This window comes from Mesorhizobium sp. 8 (assembly GCF_006351905.1).
Taxonomy (GTDB): Bacteria; Pseudomonadota; Alphaproteobacteria; order Rhizobiales; family Rhizobiaceae; genus Mesorhizobium; species Mesorhizobium composti.
Window position 1 is genome coordinate 1,624,569 of sequence record NZ_CP040914.1, and the last position, 15,757, is coordinate 1,640,325.

Below are 15,757 nucleotides of genomic sequence, written 5' to 3' on the forward strand. Positions count from 1 at the left end.
CAAGGACCTTCGCCTATGGCCGACCTTTTCTCGCTCTCCGCCACAGATCTTGCCGCGCTCCTGTGCAGCCGCGTCTGCCACGACATCATCTCTCCGGTGGGAGCCATCAACAACGGCCTTGAGCTGCTTGACGAGGGGGGCGCCGACGAAGACGCCATGAACCTCATCCGCCAGAGCGCGCGCAACGCCTCGGCCCGCCTGCAGTTCGCCCGCATCGCCTTCGGCGCCGCCGGCTCCGCCGGCATGCAGATCGACACCGGCGATGCCGAAGCGGTGGCGACAGCCTTCCTGAAGAACGAGAAGCCCGAACTGACCTGGACGGGCGCACGCGCGCTGCTGCCGAAGAACAAGGTCAAGCTGCTGCTCAACCTGATCCTGATCGCCAACGCCGCGATCCCGCGCGGCGGCAAGATCACTGTTGCGCTCGAAGACCTCGACACCCAGCCGCGCTTCACCTTCACGGCCAGCGGCCCGATGCTGCGCGTGCCGCCGAAATTCCTCGAGCTCCATTCCGGCAACCGCCCGGAGGAGCCGATCGACGCCCATTCGGTGCAGCCCTATTACACCCTGCTGCTGGCGCGCGAAGCCGCCATGGAAATCACCATCCACGCCACCTCCGACGAGATCGTCCTGACCGCCGCCTGATCCGACGGCCTCGGATAGCGTCCCTCCGTCCCTTCACCTCCCGGTTGCATCGACCGCCCTTGCCGGCGGTCTTTGCAAAAATTTTACCCAAAGCCTTTTCGGCTTTTTTACCGGGGTCCGCCTATCCTGTGCGGAGGACAAGGCATCGCGCCGGAAAGTGGAGGCCGGTTTTCGGTAAAAGCGATGCGGTCAAGAGGGGTCCGCACATGAAACGTTGCATGTTCGTCGACGCGTCGAGCGTCATCCGCAAGGTCGCCAAGCGCATTCTCGGCGGACCCGACCTGATCGTGGTCGAGGCCGAAAGCGGCGCCAGCGCGCTCGATATGTGCGCGGCCGAGATGCCCGATGTCATCGTCGTCGATGGCACCCTCCCCGACATGCAGACCGCCGCCTTCATCCGTTCGGTACGGTCGATCGAAACCCCGGTGGTGCCGCAGATCCTGATTTCCCTGGTCGAAATGGATGTCGGCGCCATCATGCGCGCCAAGCGCGCCGGCGCCCAAGGTTATATGCTGAAGCCCTTCAACCGGGCGCAGTTGCTGGAGCGGTTCCGCTCGCTCGACGTGGCGGCTTGAAGCGGACAGCGAAAAAGCAGCAAGGCCGCTGACGATCGTCAACGGCCTTGAAAAGATTTGGCGAGCTCAATTGGCCGCTCGCCATTGCCTGTTCGGTTGTCAGGCGCTTTCGCGGATGTCTTCCGGCTCGCGCAGCACATAGCCGCGGCCCCACACCGTCTCGATGTAGTTCTGCCCGCCCGAAGCCGCGTCAAGCTTCTTGCGCAACTTGCAGATGAAGACGTCGATGATCTTCAGCTCCGGCTCGTCCATGCCGCCATAGAGATGATTGAGGAACATCTCCTTGGTCAGCGTAGTGCCCTTGCGCAGCGAGAGCAGCTCCAGCATCTGGTATTCCTTGCCGGTCAGGTGCACCCGCTGTCCGCTGACCTCGACGGTCTTGGCATCCAGGTTGACGATTAGTTCGCCGGTGGCGATGACCGACTGGGCGTGGCCCTTCGAACGGCGCACGATGGCATGGATGCGGGCGACCAGCTCGTCCTTGTGGAAAGGCTTGGTCATGTAGTCGTCGGCGCCGAAGCCGAGGCCGCGCACCTTGTCCTCGATGCCGGCCATGCCCGAAAGGATCAGGATCGGCGTCTTGACCTTCGAGAGCCTGAGCGTGCGCAGCACCTCGTAGCCCGACATGTCGGGCAGGTTCAGGTCGAGCAGGATGATGTCGTAGTCGTAGAGTTTTCCGAGATCCACGCCCTCCTCGCCGAGATCCGTCGTATAGACGTTGAAACTCTCGGATTTCAGCATCAGTTCGATGCTCTGTGCGGTTGCACTGTCGTCTTCTATCAGCAGAACACGCATGTCATTCCCCTTTCTGCTGCCGAACCCACGTCGCGCCCCATCCGGGACCGGAGCAGTGATTGCCTGAACCGAAGCTGCCACTCAATGGTTAACAAAACATGATTCCCTATGCGAAGCGATATCAGATTTTTTAACCATCTTCTACACTCACTTGAATCCAAAGCTGAATCACCGGGGTCCACGACCGATTCGACGCATTAAGAAACGCGCCTAAGTGATTCAACTGACTCGCTCAATCCCCTCGTCCAGCGGCCGAAATTTTTACCGGCCCTTAAGTCCTGACCCGTATGATTAACAATGCCCGTAAACGAAAGGTTACCGGCAGCGAAAAACTTTAGGATTTCGTTTCCCATAGCGAGGGGAAGCTTGGGGAACACCGGTGCGGCTGCAGCTTGCCAAGCCAGGGGACGTTATGTGCGAGGTATGCGTGCACAGGAGTATCGAGTCATGAAGTCACGGGAAAACCTCGTTCGTCTGAAGACGTTTCAGGTGAACGAGAAGCGGCGTCAGCTCCTGCAGCTGGACATGATGATCGCCGAATTCGAGCGGATGGCCACCGAACTGGACCTGCAGATAACGGCCGAGGAAAAGAAGGCCGGCATCACCGACATCAATCATTTCGCCTATCCAACGTTCGCCAAGGCGGCGCGCCTGCGCCGCGACAACCTGCGGGATTCGCAATCCGATCTCGCCCAGCAGCGCAGCAATGCCGAATCATTACTCGCCGAAGCTGAAGCGGAGCTGTCCAAGGCCGAGATGCTGGAATCGCGCGACTCCAAGGTCCGCGACATGGACACGGGCGGCCGCAGCGCCATGATCGGCTGATCGCGGCGACTACGCCGCGCTTCGCAAGACCGATACCGAGCGATACGCAAAGGGCGCGGCCAGGCCGCGCCCTTTTTCATTTCGTCGAAAGCAGGTCTCCCGCCCGCACGGCGCCGTGCGGCAATCTCCGGTCACATACCGGATCCGCCACCCCGTCGATCGCCAAGAGCAGCGCCCAGCGCGGCAGGCAGCGGCCGACGGGTTCATGCGCGGTGATGGGATTGCCGACAGTCCAGGGATGCGACAACCGCACCCCTGTCATCGAAGCCGGATCAGTGGCGATATTGCTGGATACGCGTGGTGCGCAGACCGGCCAGGCCATATTCGTCGATGGAGGCCTGCCAGGAAAGGAATTCCTCGGTCGTCAGCTTATAACGCTGGCACGCCTCGTCGAGGCTGAGCAGGCCGCCGCGCACGGCGGCCACCACTTCGGCCTTGCGCCGTATGACCCACCTTCGCGTATTGGTGGGAGGCAGATCGGCAATCGTAAGAGGGCTGCCGTCAGGCCCGATAACATATTTGACTCGCGGTCTAACCAGATCGGTCATCGTACTCTCTACTGAAACTCGCGGACCTAATCACCGCCACGTTACCGCCGCAGCTTTAAAAATTGCCTAAGCGTTCCCTAATCGATAGGTAAGGTTCGTGAACGTCACGTTAGGAATGGTTTCCGCATTTGAGACAAATGCCCGGCACCGCCGCTGCGGAGGCCATCCAGGCCGATCGGGAGCTTGCAAGCTGGCGCGACCGGAAAGCTTGACCTATATTGTCCGCATTAGCCGGGCTGGCACCATTGCCCGGCACAAGCGGTATCGCTGAGCCGACTTCGGAATGCATGACCATGAACAGCCTTGACCTGCCCGGCCTCCCGAAGGACACGCGCGTCGTCGTCGCCATGTCGGGCGGCGTCGATTCCTCCGTCGTCGCCGGGCTCCTGCAACGGGAAGGCTACGACGTCGTCGGCGTGACGCTGCAGCTCTACGACCATGGCGCCGCCACCCATCGTGCCGGTTCCTGCTGCGCCGGCCAGGATATCGACGACGCCCGCCGCGTTTCCGAAACGCTGGGCATCCCCCACTATGTGCTCGACTACGAGGAGCGTTTCCGCAAGGCGGTCATCGATCCCTTTACCGAGAGCTACGTGGCCGGCGAGACGCCCATCCCCTGCGTGTCCTGCAACCAGACGGTCAAGTTCGCCGACCTTCTGGCCACCGCCCAGGAGCTCGGCGCCGACGCGCTGGCCACCGGCCACTATATCCGCAGCCGCGCCAACGGCGCACACCGCGCCCTTTACCGGCCGGTCGACGCCGATCGCGACCAGAGCTACTTCCTCTTCGCCACCACGCAGGCGCAGATCGACTATCTGCGCTTCCCCCTGGGCGGCCTGCCGAAGCCTGCGGTTCGCGCCATCGCGGAAGAAATGGGGCTGGCCGTCGCCGCCAAGCACGACAGCCAGGACATCTGCTTCGTGCCGCAGGGCAAGTATTCCGACATCATCGCCAAGCTGAAGCCGGCGGCCGCCAATCCTGGCGAGATCGTCCACATCGACGGGCGCGTGCTCGGCCGCCACGAGGGCATCCTGCGCTACACGATCGGCCAGCGGCGCGGCATCGGCATCGCCTCAGGCGAGCCGCTCTACGTCGTCCATCTCGACGCCGACCGGGCCCGCGTGATCGTCGGCCCGCGCGAGGCGCTGGAAACGCACAAGATCTACCTGCGCCAGATCAACTGGCTGGGCGACGGCGCGCTCTCCGAGATCGGCGAATCCGGCATGGAACTGTTCGCCAAGGTGCGCTCGACGCGCCCGCCGCGGCCCGCCACCCTTCACCATCGCGACGGCGCCACCTGGGTGGAACTGGCCGACGGCGAGTCCGGCGTCGCACCCGGCCAGGCCTGCGTGCTCTATTCCGACGACGGCAACGACGCCCGCGTCTTCGGCGGCGGCTTCATCGAGCGCTCGGAACGCGGCGCAGAGGCCGAAGCCATGCTGTCGCGGCTGAAGGCCCGCCCGGCCCCCGAACCGGTTCAGTAGACTGCCGTCATAGCCGCCAGATCAGGGCCGCCCAGATCAGGGCCGCCAAGTCAGGCGCTCTTGCTCTTGTCGCGGAACCTGTCGTGGGGGACGGTGCCGGCCGTCAGGATGCGAAGGACGCGGATCGCCTCCTCGCCATCGGTTGCCGGCTCCCGGCGCGTGCGGATGCACTCCAGGAAATGCTCCAGTTCGCGCGTCAGCGGCATGCCCTGTTCCACCGTGACATAGCTGGGCTCGTTGGCGGTGAAGGCCCAATGGCCGCTGTCCTGCCAGACCGCATGGCGATAGACGGCAAGCTTGCGTTCCCACGGCTCGACATCGTCGAACACCGCCATCGCCTTGGTGCCGACCACCGTAAGCCGCCGCTCGCGATAGGGGTTGAGCCGCGAGGTGAACAAATGGCCGCGCAGATTGTTCGGAAACACCATATGCAGGTGTGCGAAGTCGCTCAGGTGATCGAGCAGGGCGGCCCCCTCCCCGCGCACCTCGATCGGCTCGGTGCCGGTGATGGCGAGGATCATCGACAAGTCGTGCGGCGCAAGGTCCCACAGCGCGTCGTTCTCGGTATGGAATTTGCCGAGCCCCAGCCGATGCGAATGGATGTAGCGCACCTCGCCGAGCTCGCCGGCGTCGACCAGCGACTTCAGCTTCTCGAAAGCGGGATGGAAGCGAAGCACATGCCCGACCATGAAGATGCGGCCGGCCGCCTTGGCGGCGGCGACCGCACGCTCGGCATCGGCCACCGTCAGCGCGACCGGCTTTTCGACCAGCACATCCTTGCCGGCCTGCACCGCGCGGGTCGCCATCTGGGCGTGGAACTGCGGCGGCAGCGCCAGCACGATGGCGTCGACGTCGTCACGGGAAAACAGCGCCTCCGGCTCGATCGCCAGGCAATCCTGTTCGCTGGCAAAACCTTCGGCGCGCGCCTTGTTGAGATCGGACACCGCATGCAGCACGCCAAGCCCTTTCAGCGTGCGGATGTGGTTGGAGCCCCAATATCCGCACCCAAGAACTGCCAAACGCGGTTTCATCAATCCGAGAACTCGAAAATTTCGTGGCTGAGACATAGCGGCGCACATGCGCGAACTCAACCCCGCCGGGCCAAGAAGCCGCAGCAAATCACGATGCGCGGCCGGATCGGCAAGGAGCGCCACGCCGTTCTGTCACCCTTCACCGACAGAGACCCGTTACGAAGGTCAAAATGGTGGTCGGCCGCGCCATTGCACTCAAGACAAGCGTTGCGTCCTCGACCCTGGCGCAATCCCTGAAAGACGCCGGTCAATCGGCTTGACACATCCGGCGGCTCAACCTTATATCCGCGCGACCTCGCCGAGACGCCAGACAGATCATGGCTTCGGCCCCGGGGCGGAGTAGCTCAGTTGGTTAGAGCAGAGGAATCATAATCCTTGTGTCGGGGGTTCAAATCCCTCCTCCGCTACCATCGTCATAGCCGACAAATCGGCACCAAGCAGCGTCGATAGATACCCCTTGATCTGTATCTCGTACGGATCGCCGCGTTCTCGTGGTGAAACCACAACGGCTGCGACAAGTTCACGAAACGAGCTTACAATGTCCGAGTCCGGTGTTTCGCCGTCTGCAAGGATTGCGGCCAAATTTTCGATGTTCTCTTTGAACCGTGTCACCGCTTGTGGGTGAAGCTCGATCACATTAGTCTCTTCGCCGGCAAGACGAAGTTCTTCCTCTAGACGCGCCTTCTCATTGCGCATCGCGTGCAACAACGGTTCGGCTTCCTCGTCGGAAATGAGATCGCGGCTCATCTTGTCGATAAGCTTGCCACGTCGCGAGAGAACATCGGCAAGCGCCTTTTCGATACCCGTCCTATTGCGCCGCGCTTCGCTCTCGATCTGACGACGTTCATCGCGATAGGCTCTGACGTACTCATCGATAATGCGCGTGTCCGAGAACTGATGACGCAACACGTCCACCACCTGTTGCTCGATCTTCTCGACGTAGTAGCGCGCGCCATTGCTGCAGCTGCCAGACTCTCGGAAGGTGCTGCATTGGATGCGAGGCCCGGAGCGGTCGCGTCCAATGATGGTCATGCCGCCACCACACGCCCCGCACCTAAGCAAGCCCGACAGGACGCGCTTCGCACGAGGTGCTTTCCGCCCGACCTCACCTCCGCGAGACGCTTTGCGGGCGGCCACGCGCTCGAACAGCTCCTGGTCAATGATGCGGAGCCGCGGCACATCATTTACAAGCCATTCGCTTTCAGGATTTGTGCGCGAAACTCGTTTGCCGGTTGTCGGATCCTTCACCATCCGCACGCGATTCCAGACGATGCGACCCGAGTAGATCGGGTTCTGCAATATGCCGTGGCCACGCTCCTTGCTGCCGTTGATGGTCGACGCATTCCAGTGTGTGCCACGAGGCGGACGGACGCCTTCCCTATTTAAGCATGAGGCAATCGTACGAGGGGCGGCGCCGCCTGCATACATTTCGAAGACACGTCGTACCGTAGAGGCTTCTTCCTGGACGATCTCAAGCTCACCGGCCTTGCCGAGAACTGGCTTGTAGCCATACGCCTTTCCGCCGGCATTGCGTCCGCTGGCCACGACGCCGCGCATGCCGCGGCGGACCTTCTTGGCGCCCTCTTCGCGCTGCATCTGGCCGATGACGCCGTACATTCCGATCTGAATCGTATCGAGGCGCCCTCCGTTTACGCAGTTCATTTCGATGCCGCGGAACTCGAACGTCTTATGAATGCCCGCAAGGTCCGCCATGTCGCGACTGATACGGTCAGGCGCTTCCGCAATCAGGACGTCAAAGGCATTTTCCTCCGCGAGCCTCATAACTTGAGCGAGCCCGGTGCGGCCGAAAATTGATGCTCCGGATTTTGCACGATCGTGGTGTTCAGCGATAACGGCCAGGCCGCAACGGGACGCATACTCGCGGCACAGCGCAATCTGGTCTTCGACGGATTTATCGTTCTGCAGGTCCGTCGAATATCGCGCGTAGATGATAGCCCGCCTCATTGAACCTGCCTGTTGTCATTGGCGGCTTCGAGGGTGCGAGCGTCGATCCGAGCCTGACGCCGTGCAATGGCGCGCACCAACTGAATGATTGCGTCTGGCACCGGATGTAACGGGGTTGCGTTTGCTTGCTGCATCAGGCTGCGTCCTCCCAATCGCGTTTTTCAATGGGGGCGAAGGTAGGCGGGGTGAAGTCGGCAACCATAACGGTTTCCGCTGATGCAGCGACAGCCTCCTCTATCGCCACGTCCATTGGCGAAAACGGCACTCCCGAGGCATAAGAAATCGTCCAAACGCTGGACAGTGTATCTGTACGCAATGTTTTCCTGACCTTCGCCAAAGCTTCTTGCGGCAGATGCTGCACCAATATGGCGGCTATCTCCCTTCGCTCTTCGGCAGCAGCGCGGCGTTCTTCCTCTATCTCTATCCTGATCTGCTCGGCTCTGGCTTCGCGCTCGGCCTTTTCGGCACTACGCCGCTTTTTTGTCCGCTCGGAAAGCCTCGCCTCCTCAGCATCCTTGCGCTTCTGTTCACGCGCCTCAGAGAGAAGCACGTCCACGTCGCTAACCTTCACAACGGTGCCGGCCTGGACCTTCCCCGCGACTGCCTCGACGACACTCTCGGGTGTCGACTTCGCCGCTAACTTGAGGACTGAGGTGGGCTGCAAATGCGAAATCAATTTCGCATTTCTCCCATCACTCGCCCATTCGGCCGCGCGCATATACAATTGCGCCATGCGGTGGCTGAGGCCGACTTCGTGTTCTACCCATGCGAGAAAAGTGCCGTGTGGCACCTTGTCCTTTGTGGCAGTCAAGCTCTTGCCGACTTCCAGCATTTCACACGTGACGGAAGCGTGCCTGCGCCTGATATCGATTGCGCACTGGCGCAATTCCTCAGCAACATCACTGTCCAGGGAGTCGTAGACATGCCCGGCCGGCGGTATCATTAGTTCTCGCATGTTCTCCCTCCTTCATTACCTACGACCCTTGGTGCGCCGGTGGCCGGTGCTGTCAATATTCGGTACGTTTCATGTACCGCTCGTCAAGCCCGGCTGTGTCAGTTGGTATTTTAGGTTGGGGGGTCGTCAAGTGGCCCGTCGCCCCACGGAGATAGGGCGACGGGCACCGGCTCGTGACTATTCCGCGGTTCGGCGCGCCAGTTTGAAGATCAACACGGCCAGCACAGCGTCCAGTTCCGCCTGCAAGGCTGCGTCCTCTGCGTCGATCGGCTTGCGGCGCGCATTCTCCTGGCGCCGAGTTCTGGCTTGGACGAGGGTCAGCACGGCATGAGCCGATACGTGCCAACCCACTCTTCGCCGTCCTTCTCACGCCAATGGACTAGCCAGCGGCCTTGGCTGTCGAAGATAGCGCGGATGGCGGTACGCGTGCCGTTCGTGATCTGGCGGTGATTGCACCTGGCCGGGTCCCGCTCGCCGAGCCCGGTGCATTCGTAGCACGGCTGGCGCGTGGCGGATTTCCTGTTTTTGGTGGCGGTGACTGCGGTGGCTTTCATGAGCGCGCCTCCACAGAAGCGGTGAAACCGTCCGCAAGCTTCTCGACGTGAAGGGCTTGCCAGCCGATAAGGTCGCGCATCCCTTCGCTGATCGGAAACTCGTGCACGAGCAGGGAGAGAATGCGGACTGCCGCATGAAGTTCGCCGAACTCGTCTTTGACTCTGTTGACGTCGACCAAACTGCGGGTGGCTTGTTCGGGCATAAAGTGGGCGTTCATGTGGGTGGGCTCCAGATTCAACGAAAATCGTTTACCATTCTTGTAAAGCGTGAATTTTTCACGCTGTCAACGATTTTCGTTTGTGCTAGACGTTTTTCGTCAGCGTGGAGGGAGCATGTCAATTACGCCCGAACAGTCCCGCGCGGCCCGAGGCTTACTCGATTGGCCGCAGGTGCGGTTGGCCTCACGGTCCCACTTGAGCGAGAGCACGATACGCGACTTCGAGAAGGGCAGACGTCTGCCATCTATAAACAATCTTGCCGCCATACGGGCCGCATTAGAGGCCGCGGGCGTCCTGTTCATCGAGCCAAACGGCAACGGCCCCGGCGTCCGGCTAAAGGACAGATCATGACATGGCGTCCCCACCAGTTTTTTGCCCCATTCTCCATTGACATCCGAAAAACGCGGAAGGTTTCGACCGCGATAATCGATTTTTTTGAATACCTTCTTGTTCTTTCAGGTTTTGTAGCAGCATACATTAAGACAGGCTCAAACGCCCTATTGTGTGTATGCGCAATTCTGATGTTCTGCATATTTTTTTATGTGAATTCATTTCTTCCTCAAACGATAATCTACGAGAATAGCTATAGAGTTGAGTTCGCCTTAAATGTAGCTCTTACATTTACGATGAACGTCCTGCTAGTCGGGCTTGGATATTTTGTCGTCTCGACGTTGTCGAGCTTATTAGCTGTGGCATTAAATTGATATTTGACTCCTCACCTTCCTAGCGCACAGAATGACGCTGGGTTTAATGGGAGGGGTTATTATGCCAATCTATTTGGTCAACAAGAGAGCACAGCCTACGGGGGAACACGAGGTGCACGAGAATACGTGCAGTTACCTTCCATCCATTTCAGATAGACAAGACCTTGGATGACATTCCGATTGCCACTCAGCAGTACGATCAGCCAAAAATCATTATTCAAACGTCGACGGTTGTTATTGGTGCTGTCGGCCCTGTCACACCAGATAGGCGGCCGTAGTCTTCGGTCATGAATTAATTCAGGGGCAGAGAGGATTTGACCTCAACCGCCCCGTTGCCAACACCTGACGGCACGCCTGGCAGCCCCGAAGACAGAGGAACCCACCAAGAAAATTTGATGCCTCCACGCAATCGGTGCAATCCTCCAGCCTAAAGGAGGATCCGCAATGTCCGACATCCCTGCTATGACGGAGCGCCGCGTCAAAGCACCAGGCCTCGTATGGATCAGACGTAGCAACGGCTTCACCCCGCGTTGGGTCGCACGCGAATCCGACCGCAAGGCAGGCTTTCGCCCAAAGACCGTTAATCTATCTCGCTGGGCCGACGATCCCATCGCCTTGGCAGAACGATGTGATTCCCTTTGGGCCGAGATGCTGGAGTGGCGATCGGCGCGAGTTGCCGATCCACTTCAATTCGATGGGACATTGCGCTCCTTATTTCTACTGTATCAGTCTCATCCACAAAGCACGTTCCATCAGCTTAGCTCGGCAAGTCGACGTCCCTACGACTCGTATCTAGCTCGTTTGGTAAAGGACGTTGGAGAAAGAACGGTCGATTCGGTTTCGGGGCTGGATCTACTTACATGGCACACAAACTGGTCAAACGGAGGAGCAAATCTCGCAGCGTCAGCGATGTGCCGAGCCGTTCTCGATGCCGCCATTAACTTTGGCGTAATGGCTCGTTTAAAGGGTTGCGTCGAGTTGGCCGCCGCCCTCCGCGCAACCAAGCGTTCACTGCCCAAGCCTCGGCCCCGTTCAGTCGCGATGACCGCCGATGACGTTATACGGTTGCGCCAAGCAGCACACGCGGCAGGAAGGCCGTCAAGCGCCCTCGCCTACGCTCTCGTCTTTGAAACAGCGATAAGATTGTGGGACGTCATTGGCCAATGGGATGTGGTCGACCGACATGGCAAATCCCACCCCCGAGGGCGACGAACGCTCTGGCGAGGTCTTCGGTGGGAGGACATCGACGCCGACATGGTGCTTCGGTACGTGCCGTCCAAAACGAGTGCGAAAACCGGTCTTGCCGTGACATTTCCCCTCTCAAAGGCACCGATGGTCATGGAGGAAATGAAGCACTGGTCCGAAGAAAAACGAAGCGGGCCGATTATCGTGTGTGAGCGCACCAGACGCCCATATGGCAGCGCGGATTTTTCAGGCTGTTGGCGCCTCGATAGCAAAGCTTGTGGTCTGTCTTCAAAAGTTTGGGCACGGGACCTACGCGCGTCGGGGATTACCGAAGGTCGCGCTGCCGGCACGGCAACCGATGATGTTGCCAAGGTGGCCGGACACGCCAGCACGAAGACAACCGCAACCGTGTATGACCGCGCTGTGCTGGAAGCCGCTGAGCGCTTTGCGACGGCACGGGTGTTACTGCGCCAGGCGCGGCGGACCGCCATGAAGGTCGGGGAAGCCAAGGACTCCCGCTGAAGTCCACTCACACCCATCCCATTGTTTTTACAAAATAAGTTCCCATATTGTACAAAGCAATACGGAGCGTTTTGGATATGGTGCAAGTACGGAAAGAACGCGTAGAAGATAGGAATGAGCGATCGAATAGAATTGCGCACGAATACATTGAAACCGCGCGCATTAAGCGTGAAAATAAAACTTCTCGACTAAGGGCGCTGCGCCTCCAAAGAGAACGTCACTCCGGCGAGTAAACTTTGTCCTATTGCATTAATTCTTTTAGGCGTTATATTCATTTCTTACGCTTCGCCTGACGCCGGATGTACGCGCAGGAGGAGGCAATCAGGCCGGGCTAGTGATTAGCGCCGGCCTTTTCCTCGGCCTCGATCGCACTTCCGCCGGCTCCACCTCCAGGGTGTCGAGCTGCGCGATGGTTGTGATCGAGGCCGAGGCTCTACGGTGCCGCCGGCAACCGTGAACCCAGCGGTTGCACACCAATTGTTTCCGTGTAGAATAATCCGTGAGGTTTACGCCTCTGGCCACATTAGTCACGCCCGCCTCTGTGCGGGCGTCTTTTTTTGCGCCTTGTCTCCGAAACAAATAGTAACATTGTATGATTGGTCGGAATAACAGGATTCTGGCACTTCAATTGTGCGGCAGACCTTCGGGCGAGCAGCGGGGCGGGCATCTCGGGCAACGCCGTTCGTTGGGGACGGCGCCCGCTTCTAAGCTCTGCGGAGATGTAGCGCGCCGGCCTTTTTCGTTCACTGCGGCGCCTCTCGCCAATCTATCGGCATATGTCATATCTTCTCCTCATGGGTGAGATCACGGCAGAGGGAAATGTCGGACACGCCCACATTTAATTCTGATCGATCTAGCGTCATATGATATATCTATTCGGCGCCCTCACGGCGCAGAAAGAAAATCCTATGAAATATATTCATCGATTGAATGAAAATCCTACATCATGGCTTTTAGTTGCGATCGTAGTCGGATTTATTTTGATGATGGCATATGTCGTCTTGACCGAAATTACTTGGTGAGAACGTCCGATAAATCCCTAAAAGGCCAATCGTGCGATCCACGACCCGAATAGTTTGTTCCTACGACGAGTCCGTGCGTGGTCCCCTCCCAAAAGACGTAGTTGTGACTGAATACGAAAGGTGGGAGGATGGGCCATGCTGAAGAAGCAGCAGACCGATTGGGAAAAGGCAGCGCGAGCGCTGTGCGCATACCACGGCCAGCCGGAAAACACGATGCACAACGGCCGCCCCATGTGGATGAGCTATCTTGCCGAGGCGAAAGCGGTTCTAATGGCGATAGGCCGGTTTGATGAGCCGGGCAGAGAGCCAGAGCGAAAAGCTTAGCCGCGAGGCGAATAAGAAAGCTACTCAAGGAGTGGCGATGCAGCCAGTGCGACAACCGCAGGATGATTTGGGGAACACCGAAGGCTTCAAATGCTCATGCGTGTTAGCGATATAGAGGTCGGAGGTCTTCGTCGCCATCGAGTCTTGGATATATGTCAGGCGTAAATGCTAGTCAAAATGTCAGTAGAGCGGCAAACCGACTCATTGGAACTTAATCTCCCAACCACGGTTGATGTGAGCTTAGATGCCTCGGCACCTCGCCGTGGTCTTTTTCGCATAGGGCCGAACATGGAAAAGACTTTCAACCGCATGGCGGAAGCCGTCGCGCACGCTACCGGGCGGCCGTGGGCTTTCGCGACATGTGTTGCGTCGGTCGTGATATGGGCGGTTTCGGGTCCATTTTTCGGGTTCTCCGAAACTTGGCAACTGGTGATCAACACCGGAACGACGATCGTCACCTTCCTAATGGTGTTCCTGATCCAGAATACGCAGAACCGAGACGGAGCGGCCATACAGGCGAAGCTCGATGAACTAATCAGGTCCGGCGATGGCAAGAACGCCTTTATCGGGATCGAGCATTTGACTGAAGCTGAGGTGGAGAAATTTCGTGCTCTTTGCAAAGAAGCCAAGGAACGTACGGGCCGCGCCAGTCAGTCGGCCATCGCATGAAGCTCGTCAGGGCGACGCGTCCTGTTGAGCAGCTTCGGCTTCGCCCTTGGTTATCGTAAAGAGCAGCGCTCCCGGCTCGTCATAAATTCTCACCAACCAGGCGGATGGCGAAAGCCCCTGTTCCAGATCGCCAAGCAAATCTACTGCCGAACGGACAGCTTCCTCGCGTGCCGTATCCCGGCCGGGTAGCAACGACGGCGGTATGCGCCTGCTTGTTTCACCGTCCCGGTACTCGAAAACGAACCATTTCCCCGTCCTTGTTCTGACGCTCTACCGGTCCGAGCGGACTGTTGCCATCCGCCTGGTGAGCCGCATCTCCAAACACTGCTGTCTGAATAAGAAGGGCCTTGGCCTTTTCGATGGCCGTCTTGTCGTCCGGTCGCTCTCCGTTCGTCTCAACCACGACACTATCTCCACCTTCTCCACGGAAGGTGACGCGAGTAGCCGGCTCCCCGTTTCCGACGGTTGAGCTCTCTACTTCCGTACGGACAATTTGCATCACGCATCCACCGTAACTTTGATTGTCCATCACAATGCGGGGTTTTGAAAAGCGTTCCGCCCATCAGTTTTCACGTAACTCGGGCTCAAGCAGGAGATCGGCCGGCGTCTTACCTTGCTCCAGAAGCTGCAGTTGGCGGGCGCTCACCTCGTAGGCTTCGCCGTCGACGAGCACGCGGGCCGAGGTCATGCCGCTTCCGCCGGCATAGGTGCGGGACGAGATAAACACCTTATGGCGATTGAGCGCGGCACGTACCGCGGCGCGCTTCTTATTCTGGCCTGAGGCGTGGGCACTCATTGGTCTCTGACGAAGACATCGGATTCTTTTGCCGCGGCCAGGAACGCTTGGCGCGCCTCGCCAACGGCTTTGCGCTGTTCGAGCACGTCCAGCGCGGCTTGCAGGGCTGCGCGGTGTTTTGAACCGCGTTTGCCGGGCCATTCGTGCAAGAGAAAGTCAGCAGCCTGTTCCGTGCCCGTGATGGTCAGGTAACGACCAACATGGGCGGTCTCGACAGTCAGTGGCTTGTCGAAGGGGACATCACGCATCAACACGCACTCGCAACGGTGGCGAGACGAACGACAATAACGGGGTTTCGTTCCTGCTCTGCAACCGATTCCTTCGCGTGGCGTTGAAGTCCGCCGGTAATCTAGGGAGGAAACCATGGCCGACGACAAGAGCAAACGCGATTTTCGGGACCGTGATAGGGTATCGGCGGCGGAGGATTATGAGGTCGAGCATTTCGCCCAACAGAACGGGCTCACGCCTCAACAAGTGCGCAACCTCATAGCGAAGCACGGCAATAGCCGGGCCGTTCTGGCGGAGGAAGCTCGGAAATTGCGGGAACACCCCGTGAAGAATTGACCGCCTAAAAATCCCGGCGGTTCAGTCGGGTGCAACATTCCTGCGAAATCCGCGTTCCTCTCCAGGTGGAGGGATCATAAATGCGAATTTCCGTGCAGCCAGCAAAACGGAATGACCGGGTAAAGATTATCTTCGACCGTCCGATGACGATAGATGACGTGCAAATCGGCTTGCAGGGCGGCGCCTCACTCCTGGTTGTGGCGGGCGATCTTTATAATAGTGGATCGCGCTTCCGCTATACGCTCGACCTTACTGCCGACGAGGTTGGACTGTTGATAAGTCGGCTCGATTAACCGCAAGGCGAGTCCGTGTGACCGAGCGACGATAGTCCTCGCTATGCTACGCTGGAAGGCGTAGGGTGCAAACGTCGACAGC

General features: G+C 59.2%; 22 protein-coding genes and 1 tRNA gene. 11 read left to right on the forward strand and 12 right to left on the reverse strand.

The genetic code is table 11. From position 1 onward, the window contains the following. Positions 1–15 precede the first annotated feature (15 nt). Positions 16–645 (forward strand): histidine phosphotransferase family protein, encoded by a 630-nt coding sequence (locus FGU64_RS07720; protein WP_136359088.1) that lies wholly within the window; start codon positions 16–18, stop codon positions 643–645. A 206-nt stretch (positions 646–851) separates the two neighbouring features. Further along, complete coding sequence (locus FGU64_RS07725; protein ID WP_136359090.1) at positions 852–1,220, forward strand: response regulator; 369 nt, start codon at positions 852–854, stop codon at positions 1,218–1,220. Between the two features lie 99 nt (positions 1,221–1,319). On the opposite strand, the gene ctrA is transcribed toward FGU64_RS07725, so the two are convergent. Then, the gene (gene ctrA / locus FGU64_RS07730) at positions 1,320–2,015 is read right to left on the reverse strand and encodes a cell cycle two-component system response regulator CtrA (protein WP_136359092.1); all 696 of its coding nucleotides are present in this window, start codon (positions 2,013–2,015) and stop codon (positions 1,320–1,322) included. Between the two features lie 447 nt (positions 2,016–2,462). On the opposite strand from ctrA, the gene FGU64_RS07735 reads away from it, so the two are divergent. Further along, a complete protein-coding gene (locus tag FGU64_RS07735) occupies positions 2,463–2,840 on the forward strand; it encodes a flagellar export protein FliJ (protein ID WP_136359141.1) in 378 nt (125 codons plus the stop codon). Positions 2,841–2,916: 76 nt separating this feature from the next. On the opposite strand, the gene FGU64_RS23415 is transcribed toward FGU64_RS07735, so the two are convergent. Further along, on the reverse strand, positions 2,917–3,087 hold the full coding sequence (locus tag FGU64_RS23415) for a hypothetical protein (protein ID WP_210239059.1): 171 nt from the start codon (positions 3,085–3,087) through the stop codon (positions 2,917–2,919). 25 nt (positions 3,088–3,112) lie between these two features. Then, positions 3,113–3,388 (reverse strand): DUF1153 domain-containing protein, encoded by a 276-nt coding sequence (locus FGU64_RS07740; protein WP_013529904.1) that lies wholly within the window; start codon positions 3,386–3,388, stop codon positions 3,113–3,115. A 293-nt stretch (positions 3,389–3,681) separates the two neighbouring features. Here FGU64_RS07740 and mnmA point away from each other — a divergent pair, with 293 nt between their 5' ends. After that, positions 3,682–4,872 carry a tRNA 2-thiouridine(34) synthase MnmA gene (gene mnmA / locus FGU64_RS07745; RefSeq protein ID WP_139951980.1) on the forward strand — a complete coding sequence of 397 codons (1,191 nt, stop codon included), beginning with the start codon at positions 3,682–3,684 and terminating at the stop codon, positions 4,870–4,872. A 50-nt stretch (positions 4,873–4,922) separates the two neighbouring features. On the opposite strand, the gene FGU64_RS07750 is transcribed toward mnmA, so the two are convergent. Further along, positions 4,923–5,903, reverse strand: coding sequence for a Gfo/Idh/MocA family oxidoreductase (locus FGU64_RS07750; RefSeq protein ID WP_139951983.1), 981 nt, complete (start codon positions 5,901–5,903; stop codon positions 4,923–4,925). A gap of 333 nt (positions 5,904–6,236) precedes the next feature. Here FGU64_RS07750 and FGU64_RS07755 point away from each other — a divergent pair. Further along, a tRNA-Met gene (locus FGU64_RS07755) sits at positions 6,237–6,313 on the forward strand. Here FGU64_RS07755 and FGU64_RS07760 read toward each other — a convergent pair. The 5 genes from FGU64_RS07760 to FGU64_RS07775 all read right to left on the reverse strand — a co-directional run bounded on the left by FGU64_RS07760 (position 6,270) and on the right by FGU64_RS07775 (position 9,595). Continuing rightward, positions 6,270–7,868, reverse strand: a complete 1,599-nt coding sequence (locus FGU64_RS07760; protein WP_139955301.1) for a recombinase family protein — start codon at positions 7,866–7,868, stop codon at positions 6,270–6,272. The two genes, FGU64_RS07755 and FGU64_RS07760, sit on opposite strands and share 44 nt — an antisense overlap. A 133-nt stretch (positions 7,869–8,001) precedes the next feature. After that, positions 8,002–8,823, reverse strand: a complete 822-nt coding sequence (locus tag FGU64_RS07765; RefSeq protein ID WP_139951986.1) for a DUF3102 domain-containing protein — start codon at positions 8,821–8,823, stop codon at positions 8,002–8,004. A 177-nt stretch (positions 8,824–9,000) separates the two neighbouring features. Then, entirely contained in the window at positions 9,001–9,147 is a 147-nt protein-coding gene (locus FGU64_RS23240) for a hypothetical protein (RefSeq protein ID WP_180375651.1), read from the reverse strand. Then, positions 9,141–9,377 (reverse strand): hypothetical protein, encoded by a 237-nt coding sequence (locus tag FGU64_RS07770; RefSeq protein WP_139951989.1) that lies wholly within the window; start codon positions 9,375–9,377, stop codon positions 9,141–9,143. Before FGU64_RS07770 ends, FGU64_RS23240 begins: the two co-directional genes overlap by 7 nt. Then, positions 9,374–9,595, reverse strand: coding sequence for a hypothetical protein (locus FGU64_RS07775; RefSeq protein ID WP_139951992.1), 222 nt, complete (start codon positions 9,593–9,595; stop codon positions 9,374–9,376). Before FGU64_RS07775 ends, FGU64_RS07770 begins: the two co-directional genes overlap by 4 nt. Before the next feature lie 115 nt (positions 9,596–9,710). Between FGU64_RS07775 and FGU64_RS07780 the strand changes: the two genes are divergently transcribed. From FGU64_RS07780 to FGU64_RS07800, 4 genes are all read left to right on the forward strand, one after another. Continuing rightward, complete coding sequence (locus FGU64_RS07780; protein ID WP_139951994.1) at positions 9,711–9,947, forward strand: helix-turn-helix transcriptional regulator; 237 nt, start codon at positions 9,711–9,713, stop codon at positions 9,945–9,947. 797 nt (positions 9,948–10,744) lie between these two features. Next, entirely contained in the window at positions 10,745–12,007 is a 1,263-nt protein-coding gene (locus tag FGU64_RS07790; protein ID WP_139951996.1) for a tyrosine-type recombinase/integrase, read from the forward strand. A gap of 1,157 nt (positions 12,008–13,164) precedes the next feature. Beyond that, the gene (locus FGU64_RS07795) at positions 13,165–13,353 is read left to right on the forward strand and encodes a hypothetical protein (protein WP_139951999.1); all 189 of its coding nucleotides are present in this window, start codon (positions 13,165–13,167) and stop codon (positions 13,351–13,353) included. A gap of 288 nt (positions 13,354–13,641) precedes the next feature. Then, the gene (locus FGU64_RS07800) at positions 13,642–14,022 is read left to right on the forward strand and encodes a low affinity iron permease family protein (protein ID WP_139952002.1); all 381 of its coding nucleotides are present in this window, start codon (positions 13,642–13,644) and stop codon (positions 14,020–14,022) included. 217 nt (positions 14,023–14,239) lie between these two features. Here FGU64_RS07800 and FGU64_RS07805 read toward each other — a convergent pair whose 3' ends face one another. The 3 genes from FGU64_RS07805 to FGU64_RS07815 form a co-directional block, all read right to left on the reverse strand. Further along, entirely contained in the window at positions 14,240–14,425 is a 186-nt protein-coding gene (locus tag FGU64_RS07805; RefSeq protein WP_139952005.1) for a hypothetical protein, read from the reverse strand. Between the two features lie 159 nt (positions 14,426–14,584). After that, positions 14,585–14,818 carry a hypothetical protein gene (locus FGU64_RS07810; RefSeq protein ID WP_139952008.1) on the reverse strand — a complete coding sequence of 78 codons (234 nt, stop codon included), beginning with the start codon at positions 14,816–14,818 and terminating at the stop codon, positions 14,585–14,587. Beyond that, positions 14,815–15,066 carry a DUF982 domain-containing protein gene (locus FGU64_RS07815; protein WP_180375652.1) on the reverse strand — a complete coding sequence of 84 codons (252 nt, stop codon included), beginning with the start codon at positions 15,064–15,066 and terminating at the stop codon, positions 14,815–14,817. The genes FGU64_RS07810 and FGU64_RS07815 overlap by 4 nt, the downstream gene beginning before the upstream one ends. A gap of 115 nt (positions 15,067–15,181) precedes the next feature. On the opposite strand from FGU64_RS07815, the gene FGU64_RS07820 reads away from it, so the two are divergent. Both FGU64_RS07820 and FGU64_RS07825 read left to right on the forward strand, forming a co-directional pair. After that, positions 15,182–15,382 (forward strand): DUF3606 domain-containing protein, encoded by a 201-nt coding sequence (locus FGU64_RS07820; RefSeq protein ID WP_139952014.1) that lies wholly within the window; start codon positions 15,182–15,184, stop codon positions 15,380–15,382. An 80-nt stretch (positions 15,383–15,462) separates the two neighbouring features. Further along, positions 15,463–15,675, forward strand: coding sequence for a hypothetical protein (locus tag FGU64_RS07825; protein ID WP_139952017.1), 213 nt, complete (start codon positions 15,463–15,465; stop codon positions 15,673–15,675). Positions 15,676–15,757: the final 82 nt, after the last annotated feature.

Coding starts and splice junctions, on each gene's coding strand:
- FGU64_RS07720 (WP_136359088.1), top strand. CDS start 16: ATGGCCGACCTTTTCTCGCTCTCCGCCACAGATCTTGCCGCGCTCCTG.
- FGU64_RS07725 (WP_136359090.1), top strand. CDS start 852: ATGAAACGTTGCATGTTCGTCGACGCGTCGAGCGTCATCCGCAAGGTC.
- ctrA (WP_136359092.1), bottom strand. CDS start 2,015: ATGCGTGTTCTGCTGATAGAAGACGACAGTGCAACCGCACAGAGCATC.
- FGU64_RS07735 (WP_136359141.1), top strand. CDS start 2,463: ATGAAGTCACGGGAAAACCTCGTTCGTCTGAAGACGTTTCAGGTGAAC.
- FGU64_RS07740 (WP_013529904.1), bottom strand. CDS start 3,388: ATGACCGATCTGGTTAGACCGCGAGTCAAATATGTTATCGGGCCTGAC.
- mnmA (WP_139951980.1), top strand. CDS start 3,682: ATGAACAGCCTTGACCTGCCCGGCCTCCCGAAGGACACGCGCGTCGTC.
- FGU64_RS07750 (WP_139951983.1), bottom strand. CDS start 5,903: ATGAAACCGCGTTTGGCAGTTCTTGGGTGCGGATATTGGGGCTCCAAC.
- FGU64_RS07760 (WP_139955301.1), bottom strand. CDS start 7,868: ATGAGGCGGGCTATCATCTACGCGCGATATTCGACGGACCTGCAGAAC.
- FGU64_RS07765 (WP_139951986.1), bottom strand. CDS start 8,823: ATGCGAGAACTAATGATACCGCCGGCCGGGCATGTCTACGACTCCCTG.
- FGU64_RS07770 (WP_139951989.1), bottom strand. CDS start 9,377: ATGAAAGCCACCGCAGTCACCGCCACCAAAAACAGGAAATCCGCCACG.
- FGU64_RS07775 (WP_139951992.1), bottom strand. CDS start 9,595: ATGAACGCCCACTTTATGCCCGAACAAGCCACCCGCAGTTTGGTCGAC.
- FGU64_RS07780 (WP_139951994.1), top strand. CDS start 9,711: ATGTCAATTACGCCCGAACAGTCCCGCGCGGCCCGAGGCTTACTCGAT.
- FGU64_RS07790 (WP_139951996.1), top strand. CDS start 10,745: ATGTCCGACATCCCTGCTATGACGGAGCGCCGCGTCAAAGCACCAGGC.
- FGU64_RS07795 (WP_139951999.1), top strand. CDS start 13,165: ATGCTGAAGAAGCAGCAGACCGATTGGGAAAAGGCAGCGCGAGCGCTG.
- FGU64_RS07800 (WP_139952002.1), top strand. CDS start 13,642: ATGGAAAAGACTTTCAACCGCATGGCGGAAGCCGTCGCGCACGCTACC.
- FGU64_RS07810 (WP_139952008.1), bottom strand. CDS start 14,818: ATGAGTGCCCACGCCTCAGGCCAGAATAAGAAGCGCGCCGCGGTACGT.
- FGU64_RS07815 (WP_180375652.1), bottom strand. CDS start 15,066: ATGCGTGATGTCCCCTTCGACAAGCCACTGACTGTCGAGACCGCCCAT.
- FGU64_RS07820 (WP_139952014.1), top strand. CDS start 15,182: ATGGCCGACGACAAGAGCAAACGCGATTTTCGGGACCGTGATAGGGTA.
- FGU64_RS07825 (WP_139952017.1), top strand. CDS start 15,463: ATGCGAATTTCCGTGCAGCCAGCAAAACGGAATGACCGGGTAAAGATT.